Source organism: Streptomyces sp. TRD_SC_5 (assembly GCF_056836825.1).
In genome coordinates this window covers 2,887,520-2,906,347 of the sequence record NZ_JBWZZS010000001.1, presented here as the reverse complement: position 1 = coordinate 2,906,347, position 18,828 = coordinate 2,887,520, and the positions used below count along the sequence as shown (strand labels likewise).

Annotated in this window: 21 protein-coding genes; 17 read left to right on the top strand and 4 right to left on the bottom strand. The window is 71.0% G+C overall.

Features of this window, described 5'->3' with window-relative positions; translation table 11 throughout:
• The first annotated feature begins 247 nt into the window (after positions 1–247).
• The 3 genes from rplM to glmM all read left to right on the top strand — a co-directional run bounded on the left by rplM (position 248) and on the right by glmM (position 2,740).
• Positions 248–691 (top strand): 50S ribosomal protein L13, encoded by a 444-nt coding sequence (gene rplM / locus AC1P0E_RS13330; protein ID WP_482742399.1) that lies wholly within the window; start codon positions 248–250, stop codon positions 689–691.
• A 45-nt stretch (positions 692–736) separates the two neighbouring features.
• Positions 737–1,264, top strand: coding sequence for a 30S ribosomal protein S9 (gene rpsI, locus AC1P0E_RS13325; RefSeq protein WP_482742398.1), 528 nt, complete (start codon positions 737–739; stop codon positions 1,262–1,264).
• Between the two features lie 117 nt (positions 1,265–1,381).
• Positions 1,382–2,740 (top strand): phosphoglucosamine mutase, encoded by a 1,359-nt coding sequence (gene glmM, locus AC1P0E_RS13320; protein WP_482742397.1) that lies wholly within the window; start codon positions 1,382–1,384, stop codon positions 2,738–2,740.
• On the opposite strand, the gene AC1P0E_RS13315 is transcribed toward glmM, so the two are convergent.
• Together AC1P0E_RS13315 and coaA are read right to left on the bottom strand one after the other, a co-directional pair.
• Positions 2,737–3,681, bottom strand: a complete 945-nt coding sequence (locus AC1P0E_RS13315; RefSeq protein WP_482742396.1) for a DUF389 domain-containing protein — start codon at positions 3,679–3,681, stop codon at positions 2,737–2,739. The genes glmM and AC1P0E_RS13315 overlap by 4 nt on opposite strands.
• 12 nt (positions 3,682–3,693) lie before the next feature.
• Complete coding sequence (coaA, locus tag AC1P0E_RS13310; RefSeq protein ID WP_482745745.1) at positions 3,694–4,629, bottom strand: type I pantothenate kinase; 936 nt, start codon at positions 4,627–4,629, stop codon at positions 3,694–3,696.
• Positions 4,630–4,785: 156 nt separating this feature from the next.
• Between coaA and glmS the strand changes: the two genes are divergently transcribed.
• The 8 genes from glmS to AC1P0E_RS13270 all read left to right on the top strand — a co-directional run bounded on the left by glmS (position 4,786) and on the right by AC1P0E_RS13270 (position 12,452).
• Positions 4,786–6,663, top strand: coding sequence for a glutamine--fructose-6-phosphate transaminase (isomerizing) (gene glmS, locus AC1P0E_RS13305; RefSeq protein ID WP_482742395.1), 1,878 nt, complete (start codon positions 4,786–4,788; stop codon positions 6,661–6,663).
• A 12-nt stretch (positions 6,664–6,675) separates the two neighbouring features.
• Positions 6,676–7,044 carry a holo-ACP synthase gene (locus tag AC1P0E_RS13300; RefSeq protein WP_482742394.1) on the top strand — a complete coding sequence of 123 codons (369 nt, stop codon included), beginning with the start codon at positions 6,676–6,678 and terminating at the stop codon, positions 7,042–7,044.
• 12 nt (positions 7,045–7,056) lie between these two features.
• The gene (locus AC1P0E_RS13295) at positions 7,057–8,565 is read left to right on the top strand and encodes an NAD(P)H-hydrate dehydratase (RefSeq protein ID WP_482742393.1); all 1,509 of its coding nucleotides are present in this window, start codon (positions 7,057–7,059) and stop codon (positions 8,563–8,565) included.
• A 206-nt stretch (positions 8,566–8,771) separates the two neighbouring features.
• Positions 8,772–9,230 (top strand): nuclear transport factor 2 family protein, encoded by a 459-nt coding sequence (locus AC1P0E_RS13290; RefSeq protein WP_482742392.1) that lies wholly within the window; start codon positions 8,772–8,774, stop codon positions 9,228–9,230.
• Between the two features lie 58 nt (positions 9,231–9,288).
• On the top strand, positions 9,289–10,431 hold the full coding sequence (alr, locus tag AC1P0E_RS13285) for an alanine racemase (RefSeq protein WP_482745744.1): 1,143 nt from the start codon (positions 9,289–9,291) through the stop codon (positions 10,429–10,431).
• Positions 10,432–10,443: 12 nt separating this feature from the next.
• Positions 10,444–11,676 (top strand): alpha/beta fold hydrolase, encoded by a 1,233-nt coding sequence (locus tag AC1P0E_RS13280; protein ID WP_482742391.1) that lies wholly within the window; start codon positions 10,444–10,446, stop codon positions 11,674–11,676.
• Complete coding sequence (tsaE, locus tag AC1P0E_RS13275) at positions 11,648–12,160, top strand: tRNA (adenosine(37)-N6)-threonylcarbamoyltransferase complex ATPase subunit type 1 TsaE (protein WP_482742390.1); 513 nt, start codon at positions 11,648–11,650, stop codon at positions 12,158–12,160. Before AC1P0E_RS13280 ends, tsaE begins: the two co-directional genes overlap by 29 nt.
• Positions 12,161–12,326: 166 nt before the next feature.
• On the top strand, positions 12,327–12,452 hold the full coding sequence (locus AC1P0E_RS13270) for a hypothetical protein (RefSeq protein ID WP_482745979.1): 126 nt from the start codon (positions 12,327–12,329) through the stop codon (positions 12,450–12,452).
• 23 nt (positions 12,453–12,475) lie between these two features.
• Here AC1P0E_RS13270 and AC1P0E_RS13265 read toward each other — a convergent pair whose 3' ends face one another.
• Positions 12,476–13,060 (bottom strand): hypothetical protein, encoded by a 585-nt coding sequence (locus tag AC1P0E_RS13265; protein WP_482742389.1) that lies wholly within the window; start codon positions 13,058–13,060, stop codon positions 12,476–12,478.
• A 97-nt stretch (positions 13,061–13,157) separates the two neighbouring features.
• Between AC1P0E_RS13265 and tsaB the strand changes: the two genes are divergently transcribed.
• Genes tsaB through AC1P0E_RS13245 form a run of 4 tightly spaced genes read left to right on the top strand, consistent with a single transcriptional unit; the run spans position 13,158 to position 15,691 of the window.
• Positions 13,158–13,826, top strand: coding sequence for a tRNA (adenosine(37)-N6)-threonylcarbamoyltransferase complex dimerization subunit type 1 TsaB (gene tsaB / locus AC1P0E_RS13260; protein ID WP_482742388.1), 669 nt, complete (start codon positions 13,158–13,160; stop codon positions 13,824–13,826).
• 17 nt (positions 13,827–13,843) lie between these two features.
• Positions 13,844–14,341, top strand: a complete 498-nt coding sequence (gene rimI / locus AC1P0E_RS13255) for a ribosomal protein S18-alanine N-acetyltransferase (protein ID WP_482745743.1) — start codon at positions 13,844–13,846, stop codon at positions 14,339–14,341.
• Complete coding sequence (tsaD, locus tag AC1P0E_RS13250) at positions 14,334–15,431, top strand: tRNA (adenosine(37)-N6)-threonylcarbamoyltransferase complex transferase subunit TsaD (RefSeq protein ID WP_482742387.1); 1,098 nt, start codon at positions 14,334–14,336, stop codon at positions 15,429–15,431. The genes rimI and tsaD overlap by 8 nt, the downstream gene beginning before the upstream one ends.
• A complete protein-coding gene (locus tag AC1P0E_RS13245) occupies positions 15,428–15,691 on the top strand; it encodes a hypothetical protein (RefSeq protein ID WP_482742386.1) in 264 nt (87 codons plus the stop codon). Before tsaD ends, AC1P0E_RS13245 begins: the two co-directional genes overlap by 4 nt.
• A 45-nt stretch (positions 15,692–15,736) precedes the next feature.
• Here the strand turns inward: AC1P0E_RS13245 and AC1P0E_RS13240 are convergent, their stop codons facing one another.
• Entirely contained in the window at positions 15,737–16,927 is a 1,191-nt protein-coding gene (locus tag AC1P0E_RS13240) for a THUMP-like domain-containing protein (protein WP_482742385.1), read from the bottom strand.
• Between the two features lie 118 nt (positions 16,928–17,045).
• On the opposite strand from AC1P0E_RS13240, the gene AC1P0E_RS13235 reads away from it, so the two are divergent.
• Both AC1P0E_RS13235 and AC1P0E_RS13230 read left to right on the top strand, forming a co-directional pair.
• Complete coding sequence (locus tag AC1P0E_RS13235; RefSeq protein ID WP_482742384.1) at positions 17,046–17,966, top strand: polysaccharide deacetylase family protein; 921 nt, start codon at positions 17,046–17,048, stop codon at positions 17,964–17,966.
• Positions 17,963–18,817, top strand: a complete 855-nt coding sequence (locus AC1P0E_RS13230) for a polysaccharide deacetylase family protein (RefSeq protein WP_482742383.1) — start codon at positions 17,963–17,965, stop codon at positions 18,815–18,817. The genes AC1P0E_RS13235 and AC1P0E_RS13230 overlap by 4 nt, the downstream gene beginning before the upstream one ends.
• The last annotated feature ends 11 nt before the right edge of the window (positions 18,818–18,828 follow it).

The following is an 18,828-nucleotide window of genomic DNA, read 5'->3' as shown; positions in this document are numbered from 1 at the left end:
GCCGAATGTGGGTGGGGGCTTGGGGCAGCCGGATCGTTTTGACCCGCGCGGGGGCAGGCGGGTAAGCTTCCAGTTCGTTATGCGTATTGGCTTGGTCGTTCTCACGCGAGGGGCCCTTACGCCGGTCCACCGGGCCGATGACCAGCGGCAGGCAGACGGGTTGCGTCCCCGAATGCCGCCATGGCTGTCGTGATCGTCCCAGTGGCCTTGTCAGGACTCACTCACTGAAGAAGCGAAGGCTACGACCGTGCGTACGTACAGCCCCAAGCCCGGCGATGTCACGCGCCAGTGGCACATCATCGACGCGCAGGACATCGTCCTGGGCCGTCTGGCGACGACCGCCGCCACCCTCCTGCGGGGCAAGCACAAGGCGATCTACGCCCCGCACATGGACATGGGTGACTTCGTCATCATCGTCAACGCCGAGAAGGTTCACCTTTCCGGCAACAAGAAGACCCAGAAGATGGCGTACCGCCACTCCGGTTTCCCGGGTGGTCTGCGTTCCGTCCGTTACGACGAGCTGCTTTCGAAGAACCCCGAGAAGGCCGTCGAGAAGGCCATCAAGGGCATGATCCCCAAGAACACCCTGGGGCGTCAGATGCTTTCGAAGCTGAAGGTCTACGCAGGTCCCGAGCACCCGCACGCTGCCCAGCAGCCGGTGCCGTTCGAGATCACCCAGGTCGCGCAGTAGTTCCGGCCACACCCCCCTAAGAACGAAAGAAATCTGAGGAGAATCGTGGCCGAGACCACTGCAGAGACGCCCGTCGAGGGTTCCGAGGCTGAAGAGACCTTCGCCGAGGTGACCACCTTCGAGTCCGAGGTTCCCGTCGAGGGCGAGTACACCAGCGAGTCCCTCGCGGGCCGCTTCGGTGACCCGCAGCCGGCGGCCGGACTGGGCCGTCGCAAGAACGCCATCGCCCGCGTCCGGATCGTCCCGGGCACCGGCAAGTGGAAGATCAACGGGCGTACGCTCGAGGACTACTTCCCGAACAAGGTTCACCAGCAGGAAGTCAACGAGCCCTTCAAGGTGCTCGAGCTCGACGGCCGCTACGACGTCATCGCCCGCATCTCGGGTGGCGGCGTCTCCGGTCAGGCCGGTGCGCTCCGTCTCGGTGTCGCCCGTGCGCTGAACGAGGCGGACGTGGACAACAACCGCGCCACGCTGAAGAAGGCCGGCTTCCTCTCTCGCGACGACCGTGCGGTCGAGCGCAAGAAGGCCGGTCTCAAGAAGGCCCGTAAGGCGCCGCAGTACAGCAAGCGCTAATCCCGCCTGCTCGCCTGCATCAGACGTTCGCCCCGGCGGCACATTGTGTGCTGCCGGGGCGTTCGTTTATGGCTTTGTAGCCACCTCGCATTTTCGGAGCATTTTCGGAGGACACCAGTGGGACGACTCTTCGGCACTGACGGTGTGCGCGGTGTCGCCAACGCGGATCTGACGGCCGAGCTCGCGCTCGGTCTGTCGGTCGCGGCGGCGCACGTGCTCGCCGAGGCGGGCACCTTTGAGGGGCATCGGCCGACCGCCGTGGTCGGACGTGATCCGCGTGCGTCGGGGGAGTTTCTGGAGGCCGCCGTCGTGGCGGGCCTGGCGAGTGCGGGCGTCGATGTGCTGCGGGTGGGCGTGCTGCCCACCCCCGCGGTGGCGTACCTGACGGGCGCGCTCGGGGCTGATCTCGGCGTCATGCTCTCCGCCAGCCACAACGCGATGCCGGACAACGGTGTCAAGTTCTTCGCGCGCGGTGGGCACAAGCTCGCCGACGAGCTGGAGCACCGGATCGAGGCCGTGTACGAGCAGCACCGGACCGGTGAGCCGTGGGCCCGGCCGACGGGCGGCGGTGTCGGTCGCGTTTCCGATTACGACGCGGGCTTCGACCAGTACATCGCCCATCTGATCGGTGTGCTGCCCAATCGGCTCGATGGTGTGAAGGTCGTGCTGGACGAGGCGCACGGGGCTGCCTCCCGTGTCTCGCCGGAGGCCTTCGCGCGGGCCGGCGCCGAGATCATCACCATCGGTGCCGAGCCTGATGGGCTGAACATCAATGACGGGTGCGGGTCCACGCATCTGGGGATGCTCCAGGCCGCCGTCGTCGAGCACGGCGCCGATCTTGGGGTTGCGCATGACGGGGATGCCGACCGGTGTCTGGCCGTTGATGCCGAGGGGCGTGAGGTCGACGGGGATCAGATTCTCGCTGTGCTGGCCCTTGCCATGCGGGAAGCCGGTCAGCTCCGTAAGAACACTGTTGTCGGCACTGTCATGTCGAACCTTGGCTTCAAGCTGGCCATGGAGCGCGAGGGTATTCAGCTCGTACAGACCGCTGTCGGTGACCGGTATGTGCTGGAGTCGATGAAGGCCGAGGGGTACGCGCTGGGTGGTGAGCAGTCGGGGCATGTCATCGTGCTCGACCACGCGACCACCGGCGACGGCACCCTCACCGGTCTGATGCTGGCCGCGCGGGTGGCCGCCACCGGGCGTACGCTCGCGGACCTCGCGGGGGTCATGAACCGGCTGCCGCAGATCCTCATCAACGTGCCCGACGTCGACAAGTCGCGCGTCACCACCTCCGCCGAGCTGGCGGCCGCCGTCGCCGACGCCGAGCGTGAGCTGGGCGCCACGGGGCGGGTGCTGCTGCGGTCCTCGGGCACCGAGCCGCTCGTGCGGGTCATGGTCGAGGCGGCCGACATCGAGCAGGCGAAGGCGGTCGCGGGGCGGCTCGCCGATGTGGTGAAGTCCGCGCTCGGTTAAGCGCTTTTGGCGGCTGTACGCTCGCGCTGCTTCGCCCAGAAGTACTTCTGGGCCAGCAGCGTGAGCGTACCGGCGACGACGATGCCGAGCAGGTTCAGCAGGAGCTGCTCGGTGGAGCCCCAGGTCTGCTTCACGTCGCCGTAGCTCAGTGCCACGGCGGCGTTGGCCGCCGCCGGGACCGTCGTCACCGAGATGGCGACGCCGACCAGGGCGCCGGACTTGGCCGACGTGAGAGACAGCATGCCGGCCGCGCCCGCCAGTACGGCCACTACGAACGACAGCCGGTCCGGGGCGTAGATGAAGCCCGTGTTGGGGCGCTTCGCGTCCAGCATGGCCTCGGTGAACATGCCTGTCGCGTTCATGAAGAGGCTGAACGCGACCGTCACGGCCATCGCCGCCGCGAAGCCGATGATCAGGGCGGCGAACGAGCGCCACGCCGGCTTCGGAGCGCGCTGCACCAGCGCCGTGCAGAAGCCGGCCAGCGGGCCGAACTCCGGGCCCACCGCCATCGCGCCCACGATCAGGATCGCGTTGTCGAGCACCACACCGCATGCCGCGATCATCGTCGCCAGCGACAGGAACGCGATGTAGGTGACGGAGAGCGTCGACTCCTCGTGGGTCGCGTCCGACAGCTGGTCCCACAGCACCGCGTCCGCGCCCTCGCCCGGCGCGTCCTTCTCCGCCTGGTCGGCTCGCGTGGAGAGGGAGAGGTCGATGTTCTCCACGGCGATCGAACCGCATTCGTCGATGCCGAGGTCGCGGAGTGTGTTGATGAGGTCGTCGCCCGCCTCGCGCGCCACGTCACACATGATCAGGTCGCCCGCCGGGTCGCGGGCCGCTCCGGGGACGACGGCGATGTGTGTGGCGCCTACCGTCTTCTCCACCGTGCTTACGACCTCTTCGGTGCGGTCGGCCGGGACGATCAGGCGAAGGTGAAGCACGGTGTCTGTCCCTCAGAGTTTGCGAAGTGAGAGGCGTTTGACCTTGTGGTCGGGGCCCTTGCGCACAACCAGCGTGGCGCGGCCCCGCGTTGGCGCCACGTTCTCCAGCAGGTTGGGCTTGTTGATGGTCCGCCACATCGTACGGGCGTAGTCGAGGGCCTCTTCCTCGGAAACCTGGGTGTACTTCCTGAAGTAGGAGGAGGGGTCCTGGAACGCCGTCGCGCGCAGCTTGCGGAAGCGGTTGAGGTACCAGGTCTCGATGTCCTCGGCGCGGGCGTCGACGTACACACTGAAGTCGAAGTAGTCGGCGAGACCGACCCGGGTGCGGCCGTCCTTGCCGGGGAGCGCGGGCTGCAGGACGTTCAGACCCTCGACGATGAGGATGTCCGGGCGGTGGATCGTGAGGCGCTCGCCCGGCACGATGTCGTAGATCAGGTGGGAGTAGACGGGCGCGGTGACCTCGTCCTTGCCGGCCTTGATGTCGGCGACGAAGCGGGTCAGGGCACGCCGGTCGTACGACTCCGGGAAGCCCTTGCGCGCCATGAGGCCGCGGCGCTTGAGCTCCGCCATGGGGTAGAGGAAACCGTCGGTCGTGAGCAGCTCGACGTGGGGGTGCTCGGGCCAGCGGGCCAGCAGCGCCTGGAGGAGGCGGGCGACTGTTGATTTGCCTACGGCGACGCTTCCCGCCACTCCTATGACGAACGGGGTGCCGCGCTGGGAGCCGTGGCCGTTGGCCGCGTCGCCGAGGAAGGTGTTCAGGGCGCCGCGCAGGCCCGAGGTCGCCTGGACGTAGAGGTTCAGCAGGCGGGAGAGGGGGAGGTAGACGTCCCGTACCTCGTCGAGGTCGATGACGTCGCCCAGGCCGCGGAGCTGTTCGAGCTCCTCCGCCGTGAGGGGGAGCGGCGTCTTCTCCCGCAGCGCGCTCCACTCCGCCCGGGTGAGGTCCAGGTACGGCGAGACGTCCGGCCGGCGCGGGCCGCCTCGCGCGGCGCCTTGCTGGGTGCTTCCTGGGTGCGAAGTGATCACATGAACATTGTCGGGTGCGCGGGGCCGTCGTGGGTGGTGTGCTCGGTCACGTGGGGGCGTCGGCCGTAGGGTGCGGACATGTGCGGAATCGTGGGGTACGTCGGCGGGCAGTCGGCGCTTGATGTTGTCGTCGCGGGACTGAAGCGGCTCGAATACCGGGGCTACGACTCGTCAGGCGTGGCCGTGCTCGCCGACGGTGGGCTGGCCTCGGGGAAGAAGGCGGGCAAGCTCGTCAACCTGGAGAAAGAGCTGGTGGGACGGCCGCTGCCGGCCGGGGCCACCGGGATCGGACACACCCGGTGGGCCACGCACGGCGGGCCGACCGACGCCAACGCGCACCCGCATCTGGACAACGCCGGGCGCGTCGCCGTCGTACACAACGGGATCATCGAGAACTTCGCGGCGCTGCGGGCCGAGCTCGCCGAGCGTGGACATGAGCTGGTCTCCGAGACGGACACCGAGGTCGTGGCGCATCTGCTCGCGGAGTCGTTCTCCTCGTGCGGGGACCTGGCGGAGTCGATGCGGCTGGTCTGCCGGCGGCTCGACGGGGCGTTCACGCTGGTCGCCGTGCACGCGGACGAGCCCGACGTGGTGGTGGGGGCGCGGCGCAATTCGCCGCTGGTGGTGGGTGTGGGGGAAGGGGAAGCCTTCCTCGCGTCGGATGTGGCTGCCTTTATCGCGCATACGCGGTCGGCGATCGAGCTGGGGCAGGACCAGGTCGTCGAGCTGCGGCGGGACGAGGGCGGGGGCGGCGCTGCCTCCGGGGTGTCGGTCGCGGTCACCGACTTCTACGGTGCGTCGGCAGAGGTGCGGCCGTACCACATCGACTGGGACGCCTCCGCCGCCGAGAAGGGCGGCTATGACTACTTCATGCTCAAGGAGATCGCCGAGCAGCCGAAGGCTGTCGCCGACACGCTGCTGGGGCGGATCGACGGCGGTGGCTCGCTCAGGCTCGACGAGGTACGGATCCCCGATGCTGTGCTGCGGGAAGTCGACAAGATCGTGGTGGTCGCCTGCGGGACCGCCTATCACGCGGGGATGATCGCGAAGCTCGCCATCGAGCACTGGACGCGGATTCCCTGCGAGACCGAGCTGGCGAGCGAATTCCGGTATCGCGATCCCATTCTCGACTCGCGGACGCTGGTGATCGCGATCTCGCAGTCCGGGGAGACCATGGACACGCTGATGGCACTGCGGCATGCGCGGGAACAGGGCGCGAAGGTGCTCGCCGTATGCAATACGAACGGGTCGACCATTTCCCGGGAGTCGGATGCGGTGCTCTATACGCATGCCGGGCCGGAAGTCGCTGTCGCTTCCACCAAGGCGTTCTTGACGCAGTTGGTTGCCTGTTATCTCGTCGCCCTTTATCTGGCGCAGGTGCGCGGGTCCAAATGGGGGGACGAGGTCCGGGGCGTGGTGCGTGAGCTGTCCGCGATCTCGGGGGAGGTGGAGCGGGTCCTGGAGACCATGGAGCCGGTGCGCGAGCTGGCGCGGTCGCTGGCGGGGAAGAACACGGTGCTGTTCCTGGGGCGGCATGTGGGGTATCCGGTCGCCCTGGAGGGTGCGCTCAAGCTGAAGGAGCTCGCTTATATGCATGCGGAGGGATTCGCGGCGGGCGAGCTGAAGCATGGGCCCATCGCGCTCATTGAGGATGATCTGCCGGTGGTCGTCGTTGTGCCTTCGCCTCGGGGGCGGTCTGTTCTGCACGACAAGATCGTGTCGAACATCCAGGAGATCCGGGCTCGGGGGGCGCGGACGATTGTGATCGCGGAGGAGGGGGACGAGGCGGTTGTTCCGTACGCCGATCACCTGATCCGGATTCCCGCTACGCCGGTCCTCTTGCAGCCGTTGGTCTCCACTGTGCCGTTGCAGGTTTTCGCGTGTGAGCTGGCTACGGCTCGGGGCAACGAGGTTGATCAGCCGCGGAATCTGGCCAAGTCGGTGACGGTGGAGTGAGTGGGTTAGTTCGTGATTATTGGTGTGGGGATCGATGTCGCCGAGATCGAGCGCTTCCGGGCGTCGATGGAGCGTACGCCGCAGATGGCGGAACGGCTGTTTGTGGAAAGTGAGTTGAACCTGCCGAGCGGGGACCGGCGGGGGATCGCCTCGCTCGCCGCCCGGTTCGCGGCGAAGGAGGCACTCGCGAAGGCGCTGGGCGCGCCGGCCGGGCTGCACTGGACGGACGCGGAGGTGTACGTCGAGGACAGCGGGCAGCCCCGGCTGCGGGTGAGCGGGACGGTGCTGGCGCGGGCGGAGGCGCTCGGGGTGCGGTCGTGGCATGTGTCGCTCAGTCATGACGCGGGGATCGCTTCCGCGGTTGTCATTGCCGAAGGGTGAGGTGTGTTGCTCGTGCGTGCTGCTTATGGAGTGGAGACGGTACGGACCGCCGAGCGGGAGCTGATGGCCCGGCTCCCCGAGGGTGCGCTCATGCAGCGGGCCGCGGCGGGGCTTGCGGCGGTGTGCGCGGGGCTGCTGGGGCGGGTCTACGGGTCGCGGGTCGTGCTCCTCGTCGGGAGTGGGGACAACGGGGGAGACGCGCTGTACGCGGGGGCGCGGCTGGCCCGGCGGGGGGCCGGTGTCACTGCCGTGCTGCTGGATGAGGGACGCGTGCACGCGGGCGGGTTGGCCGCCTTGCGGCGCGCCGGGGGGTCGGCGGCCGGTGATGCGGGTGCTGCTGCGGCTGTCGCTCTTGCGCGGGCCGAGCTTGTGGTTGACGGGATCACCGGGATCGGAGGGCGGGGCGGGCTGCGGGACACCGCTGTGCCGTTGGTGCGGGCCGCGCGGGACTCCGGGGCGGTCGTCGTCGCCGTGGATCTGCCCAGCGGGGTCGAGGCGGACAGCGGGGAGGTGCGGGGGGAGTGCGTACGGGCCGATGTGACGGTCACCTTCGGTACGTACAAGCCCGGGCTGCTGATCGACCCTGCCCGGGAGTACGCCGGGGCCGTGCGGCTGGTCGAGCTGGGGCTCGACCTGGAAGTGGCGGAGGCGGATGTCGAGGCGCTGCAGCACGCGGATGTGGCCGCGCTGCTGCCGGCTCCTGGTGCGGAGAGTGACAAGTACCGGCGCGGGGTGGTGGGCGTCGTGGCGGGCTCGGAGCGGTATCCGGGGGCGGCGGTGCTGGCGGTCGCGGGCGCGCTGCGGGGTGGGGCCGGGGCGGTGCGGTACGTCGGGCACGGGGCGGACGCGGTCATCGCGCGCTTCCCCGAGGCGCTGGTGCACGCGGGCCCGCCGTCCGAGGCGGGACGGGTGCAGGCGTGGGTGGTCGGGCCCGGGCTGGGGGAGGACGCGGGCGGGGCGCTGGGGGATGTGCTGGCGAGTGATGTGCCGGTGCTGGTCGACGCCGACGGGCTGCGGCCGCTGGAGCCGGAGATGGTGCGCGGGCGGGACGCGCCGACGCTGCTGACACCGCACGCGGGGGAGGCGGCCGCGTTGCTCGGGGTGTCGCGGGAGGAAGTGGAGGCGGGGCGGCTGGTCGCGGTGCGGGAGCTGGCCGCGCTGTACGGGGCGACTGTGCTCCTGAAGGGGTCTACGACGCTGGTGGCGCCGGCGGGGGGCGCGGGGGCTGTGGGGTTTGTGGGGCGGCGGCCGGTGCGGGTGAATCCGACGGGCACGCCGTGGCTGGCCACGGCGGGGAGTGGGGACGTGCTGTCGGGGCTTGCGGGGGCGTTGCTGGCCGCGGGGCTCGGGGCGATGGACGCGGGTTCGGTCGCGGCGTACGTCCATGGGCTGGCGGGGCGGTTGGCGGCGTCCGGGGCGCCGGTGGGGGCGCTGGATGTCGCGGATGCGCTGCGGGCGGCTTGGCAGGGGGTCGTGGGGCGGGGGAGCGCCGCTCCGGGGAGGGTATTCGGGACTGCGTGATCGGGGGGAGGCCTCGGTCGGGTGGCACCAAACCGGCTCGGGGCGCCCATGCGGATGCTGCGCGGGCGCGACGAGCGGGCTGCGGCGGCAGAGAGTCCGGGGCCATTACCTCCGGGGTAATCGACCGCTCGCCCCTCCCCCGGCAGGATCAAGCACATCGACGTAAACCCCCGCCGGGTTCCGGCCGCAGCCGCGAGGAGAGCGCCATGTCCGTAAAGTCCACTGCCACCACCGCGAGTTCGGCCACCACAGCGAGTTCCGTCGCCGAGGCCACCCGGGCCGTGGTGCAGGAGTTCCTTGCCGCCCGGCCGGCCGGGGACACCGGGCGGCTCGTCGCGCTCTTCGCCGACGAGGTCGACTGGCTGCTCGCCGAGAACCCCGCCGTCCCGTGGATCCGCCCGCGGTCCACCGCCGTCGAATGCGCCGCCCAGTTCACGGAGCTGATGGAGCACACCGTGCCCGAGGACGCGCGCGCCTCCGTCGACACCTTCCTCGTCGACGGCACCGACGCCGTCCTGATGGGGCACGTGTCGGGGACCGTACGCGCGACGGGAAAGTTCTTCGAGGGCCCGTTCGCGCTGCACCTCACCGTCGAGGACGGCCGGATCACCCGGCACCGCCTCTACGAGAACAGCCTGTCGATCGCCGAGGCATGCGCCCCGTGAGGTGTCGGGTGCGCCGGGGCTGTCGCAGGGCTCTGAGACACTTGGCGCGATGACCGCGATGACCCATACCCCCATGCGAGCCCGCGCCGAGATCGACCTGGCGGCCCTGCGAGCCAATGTGCGGGCTTTGCGTGCTCGCGCGGCGGGTGCCCAGTTGATGGCCGTGGTGAAGTCGGACGCGTACGGCCACGGCGCTGTGCGCTGTGCCCGCGCCGCCCTCGACGCGGGGGCCACCTGGCTGGGGACCGCGACCCCCGAGGAGGCGCTGGCGCTGCGCGCCGCCGGGTTCGACGGGCCGCTGCTGTGCTGGCTGTGGACCCCCGGCGGGCCCTGGCGCGAGGCGGTCGAAGCAGGCATCGACGTGTCCGTGAGCGGGATGTGGGCGCTGGAGGAAGTCACCCGGGCCGCGCGTGCGGCGGGGCGGGTGGCGCGCGTACAGCTCAAGGCCGACACCGGACTCGGGCGCAACGGGTGTCAGCCGGCCGACTGGCCCGAGCTGGTGCGCAATGCGCTGGCGGCGCGGGACGCTGTCCGGATTACCGGACTCTGGTCTCACTTCGCCTGTGCGGACGAGCCCGGGCATCCTTCGGTCGATGTTCAGCTGGCTGTTTTCCGGGATCTCGTCGCCTATGCCGAGAAGGCCGGTGTCGAGCCCGAGGTGCGGCACATCGCCAACTCGCCCGCGACGCTGACCCTCCCCGGCACGCACTTCGATCTCGTACGGACCGGCATCGCCATGTACGGCGTCTCCCCGAGCCCCGAACTCGGCACGCCCGCCGACTTCGGGCTGCGGCCCGTGATGACGCTCGCTGCCTCTGTGGCGCTGGTCAAGCGGGTGCCGGAAGGGCACGGCGTCAGCTACGGGCATCACTACGTGACGGGTGAGGAGACGACGCTGGGGCTGATTCCCGTCGGGTACGCCGACGGAATTCCGCGCCACGCGTCGGGCACCGGGCCCGTGCTCGTCGGCGGCAAGTGGCGGCGGGTCGCCGGGCGGGTCGCCATGGATCAGTTCGTGGTCGACCTCGGAGGGGACGGGGTGGAGCCGGGGGACGAGGCTCTGCTGTTCGGGCCCGGCGACCGGGGGGAACCGACCGCCGAGGACTGGGCGCAGGCCGCGGGCACCATCGCGTACGAAATTGTCACCCGCATCGGATCGCGGGTACCACGCGTCTATGTGAATGAGGACCCCGAAAGCTAGGAGAGCGGCACCGTGAGCGAGAGCAGCGCGCCCGGCGTGGCGGAGGTGGCGGCGGAGGCCGCGACCGCCGCCGTCGGCAACTGGCGCCGGGCGGGTGTGGCCGGCGCCGCGATAGGTGTGGTCGCTGCGGGCGCGGCCGCGGGTGTGGCTCTGGAGAGGCTGACCGTCGGCCGCGGCATGCGAAAGAAGGCGCGGCTCGCGCTGGACGCCTCCGGGCCGTACGGCGCTCTGCGCGGCATGCCGGGGCAGGCTCCGGCGGACGACGGGACCGAGATCTACTACGAAGTGGACGAGGTCGACGCGGACGGCGCCACTGCCGGGCCGCGACGGCGTCGGCTCTTCGGACGCAAGACGCCGGCTTCGGTGACTGTTGTCTTCAGTCACGGCTTCTGTCTGAGCCAGGACTCCTGGCATTTCCAGCGGGCGGCTCTGCGAGGTGTCGTACGGACCGTTCACTGGGACCAGCGCAGCCACGGGCGCTCGGCGCGCGGCGCGGCCCAGGGCCGGGGTGTCGCGGTCGACATCGAGCAGTTGGGGCGCGACCTGAAGGCCGTGATCGACGCTGCCGCGCCGGAGGGGCCGCTGGTGCTGGTGGGGCACTCGATGGGCGGTATGACCATGATGGCCCTCGCGGATCAGTTCCCTGAGATCGTTCGCGAGCGGGTCGTGGGCGCTGTCTTCGTCGGTACGTCGTCGGGGAAGCTCGGCGAGGTGAATTTCGGGCTGCCGGTGGCCGGTGTGAACGCCGTACGCCGCGTCCTGCCGCGCGTGCTGCGCGCTCTCGGTACACAGGCGGAGATCGTCGAGCGCGGGCGGCGGGCCACCGCGGATCTCTTCGCCGGGCTGATCAAGCGCTATTCGTTCGGCTCGAGGGACGTCGATCCGGCCGTCGCGCGGTTCGCGGAGCGGCTGATCGAGGGGACGCCGATCGACGTCGTCGCCGAGTTCTATCCGGCGTTCACCGATCACGACAAGGCGGAGGCGCTGGAGATCTTCGCCGAGGTGCCGGTCCTCGTGCTGGCGGGCGACAAGGACCTCGTGACGCCCAGCGAGCACAGCGAGGGGATCGCGCTCCTGCTGCCGGACGCCGAGCTGGTGATGGTCCCGGACGCCGGGCATCTGGTCATGCTGGAGCACCCCGAGGTGGTCACCGACCGGCTCGCGGATCTGCTGGCCAGGGTGGGCGCCGTACCGGCAGCCGCTAACGTTGGGACGTATGGAAGCACCGCACAGCCCGGCGGCTGATGTCACCGCCGTTCTCACTGTTCACTCGCCCGATCTGATGCAGGAGTTCGGGCGCCGGATCGCGAAAGTACTGCGGCCCGGCGACCTCGTGATGCTCACCGGCGAGCTCGGCGCGGGCAAGACGACGCTGACGCGCGGGCTCGGGGAAGGGCTCGGGGTGCGCGGCGCCGTGACGTCGCCGACGTTCGTCATCGCGCGCGTCCACCCCTCGCTGACCGGCGGTCCCGCGCTGGTGCACGTCGACGCGTACCGGCTCGGCGGCGGGCTCGACGAGATGGAAGACCTGGATCTCGACGTCTCGCTGCCCGACTCCGTGGTCGTGGTCGAGTGGGGCGACGGGAAGGTCGAGGAGCTGTCCGACGACCGGCTCCATGTGGTCATCCACCGGGCCGTGGGCGACGCCGACGACGATGTGCGTCAGGTGACGGTCAGCGGTATCGGCGCGCGCTGGGCCGGGGAGGACCTGGCCGCGCTGGGCGCCTGAGGTCCGTACGTTCCGACAAGACGTCGGCAAGATGTTGCGCCGGTGCGGCCGGGCGTGGTCACATGGATACCGTGACTGGTTAGGTCTACCTAACCACGCCTGCTCAACCGGAGCCCAGGAGGCATCCATGCCGGCTTCAGAACACGAACCGACTCAGCCTCTCTCCATGCGTGATCTGCTGGCCTCGTGCGCGGCGGCCACGGCGGTCTCCACACCGCCGAGGAAGCAGCCGCAGGAGAGCGACGCGCCCGAGGTCGCCGAGGAACGCCCGCAGCAGCGCGACGCCGCGTAACCCTGTCGCTCGTACGAGCGTATTTACGGAACGACGACGACCTTCACGCCGACCGTCGCGAAGCTCCAGATCGCGTCGCCGTCAGCACGCGGCATGCGGACGCCGCCGGTCTTGCTCTTCGGGTCCGGGACCGGCATGGAGCCGTCGACCGCCGCGCTGAAGCCGATCGACACGCCCTCGACGGTTGCGAACCGTACGACGTGTTCGACCTGCACCCCGTCGGAGCCGGTGATGATTCCGGAGCGCGAGGTCACCGCGTACGTGCCGGGCGGCGGGCTGACCGTGCTCGGCGCGACCTGGAAGGTCCTGGTGGCCGGTCCCTTGCCGTTCACCAGCCACACCCGTCGCTCGGACAGCGAGTAGACGACGCGCGTGCCCGTGCCCGACTGGGCCGGCACCGCGAGCGCGTCCTTCTTCTTGGCCGGCGCCTTGGGCGGGTGCGAGGCGTGGGCCGCGGGGGTCTTGCCGGTGCGGGGTTCGGCGAGCTGCGCGGGGGAGGGGGCGCTCGCCGACGCCTGGTAGGCGAGGAAAGCGACTGCCGCCACGGCTGCCGCGGTGAGCCCGGCCACGATTCCCGAGCTGCTCCTAGCCACCTTGCTCCACCTCATGTTCGTACTGCGCGCGTATTTGTGGTGACGGTAGCAGCAGGGGGCGGGAGGGACGGGGGACGCCGTGCGCCCCGTGCGCGGGCCGTAGGCTGTTTGTGTGCTCCTGCTCGCCGTTGATACCGCCACCCCAGCCGTCACCGTCGCTCTCCACGACGGTGATTCCGTCGTCGCCGAGGCCGGCCAGGTCGACGCACGCCGTCACGGGGAGCTTCTGCTGCCCACCGTCGACCGGGTGCTCGCCGAAGCCGGTCTGAAACTCGACGCCGTGACCGGCGTGGTCGTGGGCGTCGGCCCGGGCCCGTACACCGGACTGCGCGTCGGGCTCGCGACGGCCGAGATCTTCGGCCTCGTGCTCGGGGTGCCGGTCCACGGGCTGTGCACCCTGGACGGTCTGGCGTACGCCGCCGGGCTCGCCGGGATCGCGGGGCCGTTCGCCGTGGCCACCGACGCGCGCCGCAAGGAGGTCTACTGGGCGCGGTACGCCGATGCCCGTACTCGCGTGTCCGAGCCCGCCGTCGACCGGCCCGCCGACATCGCGGAACAGCTCGCGGACCTGCCGGTGGTCGGCTCCGGTGCGCTCCTCTACCCCGAGGCCTTCCCCGACGCGCGCGGCCCCGAGCACCAGTCGGCGGGCGCGCTGGCGTCGCTGGCCGCCGAGAAGCTCGCGGCGGGGGAGTCCGGGGCATTCCTGCCGCCGCTGCCGCTGTATCTGCGCCGGCCCGACGCGCAGGTGCCGAAGAACTACAAGGTGGTCACCCCGAAGTGACCGCGCGCTTGAGAGAAATGCGCTGGTGGGACATCGATCCGGTGCTCGATCTGGAGCGGGAGCTGTTTCCCGAGGACGCCTGGTCGCCGGGGATGTTCTGGTCCGAACTCGCCCACGCGCGCGGACCGGGGGCCACCCGCCGGTATGTGGTGGCCGAAGACGGGGACGGCCGGATCGTCGGGTACGCCGGGCTGGCCGCCGCCGGCGGCCTCGGCGACGTACAGACGATCGCCGTCTCGAAGGACCAGTGGGGGACCGGGCTCGGGCCCCGGCTGCTCACCGATCTGCTGGGTCACGCGACCGCTTTCGAATGCACCGAGGTGCTCCTCGAAGTGCGTGTGGACAACACGCGCGCACAGAAGCTGTACGAGCGGTTCGGTTTCGAGCCGATCGGCTTCCGGCGCGGCTATTACCAACCCGGCAACATCGACGCGCTCGTGATGCGACTGACCACGACGACCGACCCGGCGAACCCAGCGACCTCCGTACAAGAAACCGAGATTCACCATGGCTGACGAACCGCTCGTCCTCGGCATCGAAACTTCCTGCGACGAAACCGGCGTCGGCATCGTCCGCGGTACGACCCTGCTCGCCGACGCGATCGCGTCGAGCGTCGACGAGCACGCCCGCTTCGGCGGCGTGGTGCCGGAGGTCGCCTCGCGCGCGCACCTGGAGGCGATGGTCCCGACGATCGAGCGCGCGCTGAAGGAGGCCGGGGTCGCCGCTTCGGATCTGGACGGCGTCGCGGTGACGGCGGGTCCGGGGCTCGCAGGGGCGCTGCTGGTGGGCGTGTCGGCGGCGAAGGCGTACGCGTACGCGCTCGGGAAGCCGCTGTACGGCGTGAACCACCTGGCCTCGCACATCTGCGTCGACCAGCTGGAGCACGGGCCGTTGCCCGAGCCCACGATGGCGCTGCTGGTGAGCGGCGGGCACTCGTCGCTGCTGCTGGCCCCCGACATCACGAGCGACGTACGGCCGATGGGCGCGACGATCGACGACGCGGCGGGCGAGGCGTTCGACAAGATCGCGCGGGTGCTGGATCTGGGCTTTCCGGGCGGTCCTGTCATCGACCGGCTGGCGAGGGAGGGCGACCCGAAGGCGATCGCCTTCCCACGCGGTCTGACCGGGCCGCGTGACGCGGCGTACGACTTCTCCTTCTCCGGGCTGAAGACGTCGGTCGCGCGGTGGATCGAGGCCAAGCGCAGTGCCGGCGAAGAGGTGCCGGTGCGGGATGTGGCGGCGTCGTTCCAGGAGGCGGTCGTCGACGTACTGACGCGCAAGGCGGTGCGGGCCTGCAAGGACGAGGGCGTCGACCACCTGATGATCGGCGGCGGCGTGGCGGCCAACTCGCGGCTGCGGGCGCTCGCGGCCGAGCGGTGCGAGCGGGCCGGGATCCGGCTGCGGGTGCCGCGGCCGGGGCTGTGCACGGACAACGGGGCGATGGTGGCGGCGCTCGGCGCGGAGATGGTGGCGCGGGGGCGGGCGGCGTCGGACTGGGATCTGTCGGCGGATTCGTCGCTGCCGGTGACGGAGCCGCACGTACCGGGTACTGCCCACGATCATGACCACGTGCACGAGATCAGCAAGGACAACCTCTACTCATGACCGTCGCGCTGATGTGGGAGGCCCGCGCCGTCGAGGGCAGGGGCGCGGAGCTGCTGGAGTGGGCCCGGGTGCAGGCCGGGGTGCTGGCGGGTGAGCCGGTACGCCGGGAGATCCTGCGGGCGCCGCAGGACCGGGTGCTCGTGATGACGTGGTGGGACGCGGAGTACGACGCCGACCTGCCGGAACTGCCGGAGCCCGACGCCGGATTGGTCACGCGGGCGGTTCACCGCTGGCGCTTCGAGTCGGTCGACGCGGGCTGACCCGGCCGGCCGGGCAGGGGAAAGCCCCGCAGGGCCGGCCGGGGGTTACGGCGCCGGATGGCCGATCAGTACCGTCGGGGCGCCCGCCACCCGCGTCAGGAAGACCGTCGCCGAGTTCGGGCCGGACAGCTTCATCTTGCGGCGCAGCTCCTCCGGCTCGATCGCCGAGCCGCGCTTCTTCACCGTCAGTACGCCGACCCCCCGCTCCCGCAGCAGCGCCTTCAGCTTCTTCAGGCCGAAGGGGATCTGGTCCGTGATCTCGTACGCCGTGGCGTACGGCGTCGGGTGGAGTTCGTCCGCCGTCACGTACGCGATCGTCTCGTCGATCAGGCGGCCGCCCACCTGCCGCGCCACCTCAGCCACCAGGTGCGAGCGGATCACCGCGCCGTCCGGCTCGTAGAGGTAGCGGCCGACCCTGCCGGGCTCGGGGTCAGGCAGACCGGCGCCCAGCAGCGTGTGCGGGCCGGGGAGCAGGGTGGCCCGGATCGCCTTCGGAGCCGTGCCGAACCAGAGCACCGCCTCCTTCACGTCACCGCCGTCCGAGATCCACTCGGCTTCGGCGTCGTCGGGGACCGCCTCGTGCGGGACGCCCGGCGCGATCTTGAGTGCGGCGTGCGCGGACGTACGGGCGGCCTCGATCGCCCAGGACAGGGGCGGGGAGTACGCCTCGGGGTCGAAGATCCGGCCGCGGCCGCCGCGCCGCGCGGGGTCGACGAAGACCGCGTCGTACGCGGAGGCGTCGACGGTCGTGACGTCGGCGCAGCGGACCTCGACGAGGGAGGACAGGCCCAGCGCCTCCGTGTTCGCGCGGGCCACCTCCGCCGTCAGCGGGTCGCGGTCGACCGCCAGGACCGAGATTCCGGCGCGGGCCAGCGCGATCGCGTCGCCGCCGATGCCGCAGCAGAGGTCCGCGACGCTGCGCACGCCGAGCGCGGCGAAGCGCTCGGCGCGGTACGTCGCCACCGCCGTGCGGGTGGCCTGCTCGACGCCGTTCGGGGTGAAGAACATCCGGTACGCGTCCTCGGCGCCGAACTTCGCCACCGCCCGCTGCCGCAGCCGCGCCTGCCCGAGCACCGCCGAGACCAGTGCGGCGGGGTGGTCACGGCGCAGCCGCGTCGCGGTCGCCAGCTCCTGCGCGGGGTCGTGGTCGCGGAGCGCGGCGAGGAGGGCGCGGCCCTCTTCGGTGCGCAGGGCGGCGAAGGATTCCAGGGGGTCTGGGGCGTCAAGGTCGTTCACGCGGTCAATTGTGGGCCAGCCGGGGGACCGTGCGCGCCCGGTCGCGGTGTCGCCCCGGCGACGGTGCCGCGCGCTGACAGGATCCGACGCCATGCAACTAGTACGACAAAAGGAAGAAATGAAACGGAAGCGGCGCGGACGGGTCCGTATGGTCCTGGCCGTGCTCCTCGCCTCCGCCATCGGCTCGGGATGTGCCACCGAGCCCGGCGGCACGCCGGAGCCGGGCGGCGGGGGCCGGCCCGCCGCCCCCGCCGCCGGCCAGCAGCAGGCGGACCGGCAGGGGGCGGCCGGTGATCTGGCCGGGTACGCGGAACGGCTGCGGCGCGCCCAGACCCTGCGCGTCGCCGCCGCCAAGAAGTGGGGGCTCGCACGCCCTCCGCTCGCCGCGCCCCCGCCACCCGCCGTGAAGCCGAAGATCACCACGCGCAAGGGCTTCAGCGCCGGCCCGGGGCTGCCGCCCGTCTTCACGACCGTCCCGGTCAAGGAGCGGGTCGTCTTTCTGACCATGGACGACGGCGCGGAGAAGGATCCGAAGCTGCTGAAGATGATGAGCGAGCTGGGCATCCCCTACAGCGCGTTCCTCAGCAACTACCTGGTCCGCGAGAACTACGGCTACTTCGAGCGGATGCAGGGCCGCGGCGTGTCCCTGCACAACCACACCCTCAACCACCGCTACATGCCCGGCCTCTCCTACGCCCAGCAGAAGCGCGAGATCTGCGGGATGCAGGACATCATCCAGAAGCGGTACGGCGAGCGGCCCCGGCTCTTCAGGCCGCCGTACGGCAACTACAACGCCGACACCCTGCGCGCCGCCCGCGCCTGCGGCATCAAGGCCGTACCGCTGTGGGCCGCCGAGGCGTTCCCCGACCGGATGGAGTGGCGGGAGTGGGACCGCGACCTGCATCCCGGCGACATCATCCTCACGCACTTCCGGGGCCAGGGGGACTGGAAGGGCACCATGCCGGACATGATCCGGCGGGTCATGAAGACGGTCACCGCCAAGGGTTACGCCGTCGCCAGGCTGGAGGACTACCTGTGAGGCGCGCGCACCGGCTGGCGGCCGGGCTGCTGGCGGCCGGTGCGCTGGCGCTCACCGGCTGCGCCCAGTCCGTGGACCCGATCGAGCGGCTGGGGCGCAAGGCGGTGCGCAGCGTCGCCCCCGAAGTGCGGGCAGCCGGGTCCGAGGCTCTCGCGGCGCACGCCCCGCCGGCCCCGCACGCCGGGGCGTACGCGCGGTGGGGACTGCGGGCGCCGCTCCGCGCGGCGCCGGCGCCCCCGGTCCGTAAACCGGAACATCCCTTCGTCGTGGACCGCGTACCCACCCGCGACAAGGTCGTCTTCCTCACCTTCGACGACGGGGCCGAGCGGGATCCGGAGTTCGTGCGGATGGTGGACGAGCTCAATCTGCCGATCAGCATGTTCCTGACGAACACCGTGGCCTCGCCCGGGTACGACCACTTCGACCGGCTGCGGCGCGCGGGCGGCGGCCTCAGCACGGTGCAGAACCACACCGTCAGCCACGCCTATCTGCCCGGTCTCCCGTACGCCGGACAGCGCGCCCAGATCTGCGGCCAGCAGGACCGCCTGGAGGCCCGCTTCGGCGCGCGGCCGCGGCTCTTCCGGCCGCCGTACGGGGCGTACAACGCCCAGACGCTGCGGGCGGCGGGCGACTGCGGGGCCGAGGCGGTGGTGCTCTGGGGGGCGTCGATGCAGATCAACGACCTGCGGTACGCGCACGGCGACCGGCTGCGGCCCGGCGACATCGTGCTCGCGCACTTCCGCGGGCCCGGCGAGCTCAAGGGCTCGACGATCACCGAGATGACATCGCGGATACTGCGCCGGATCCAGGAGCAGGGGTTCGCCGTGGCGCGGCTGGAGGACTACCTCTGACGCCGGTGCGG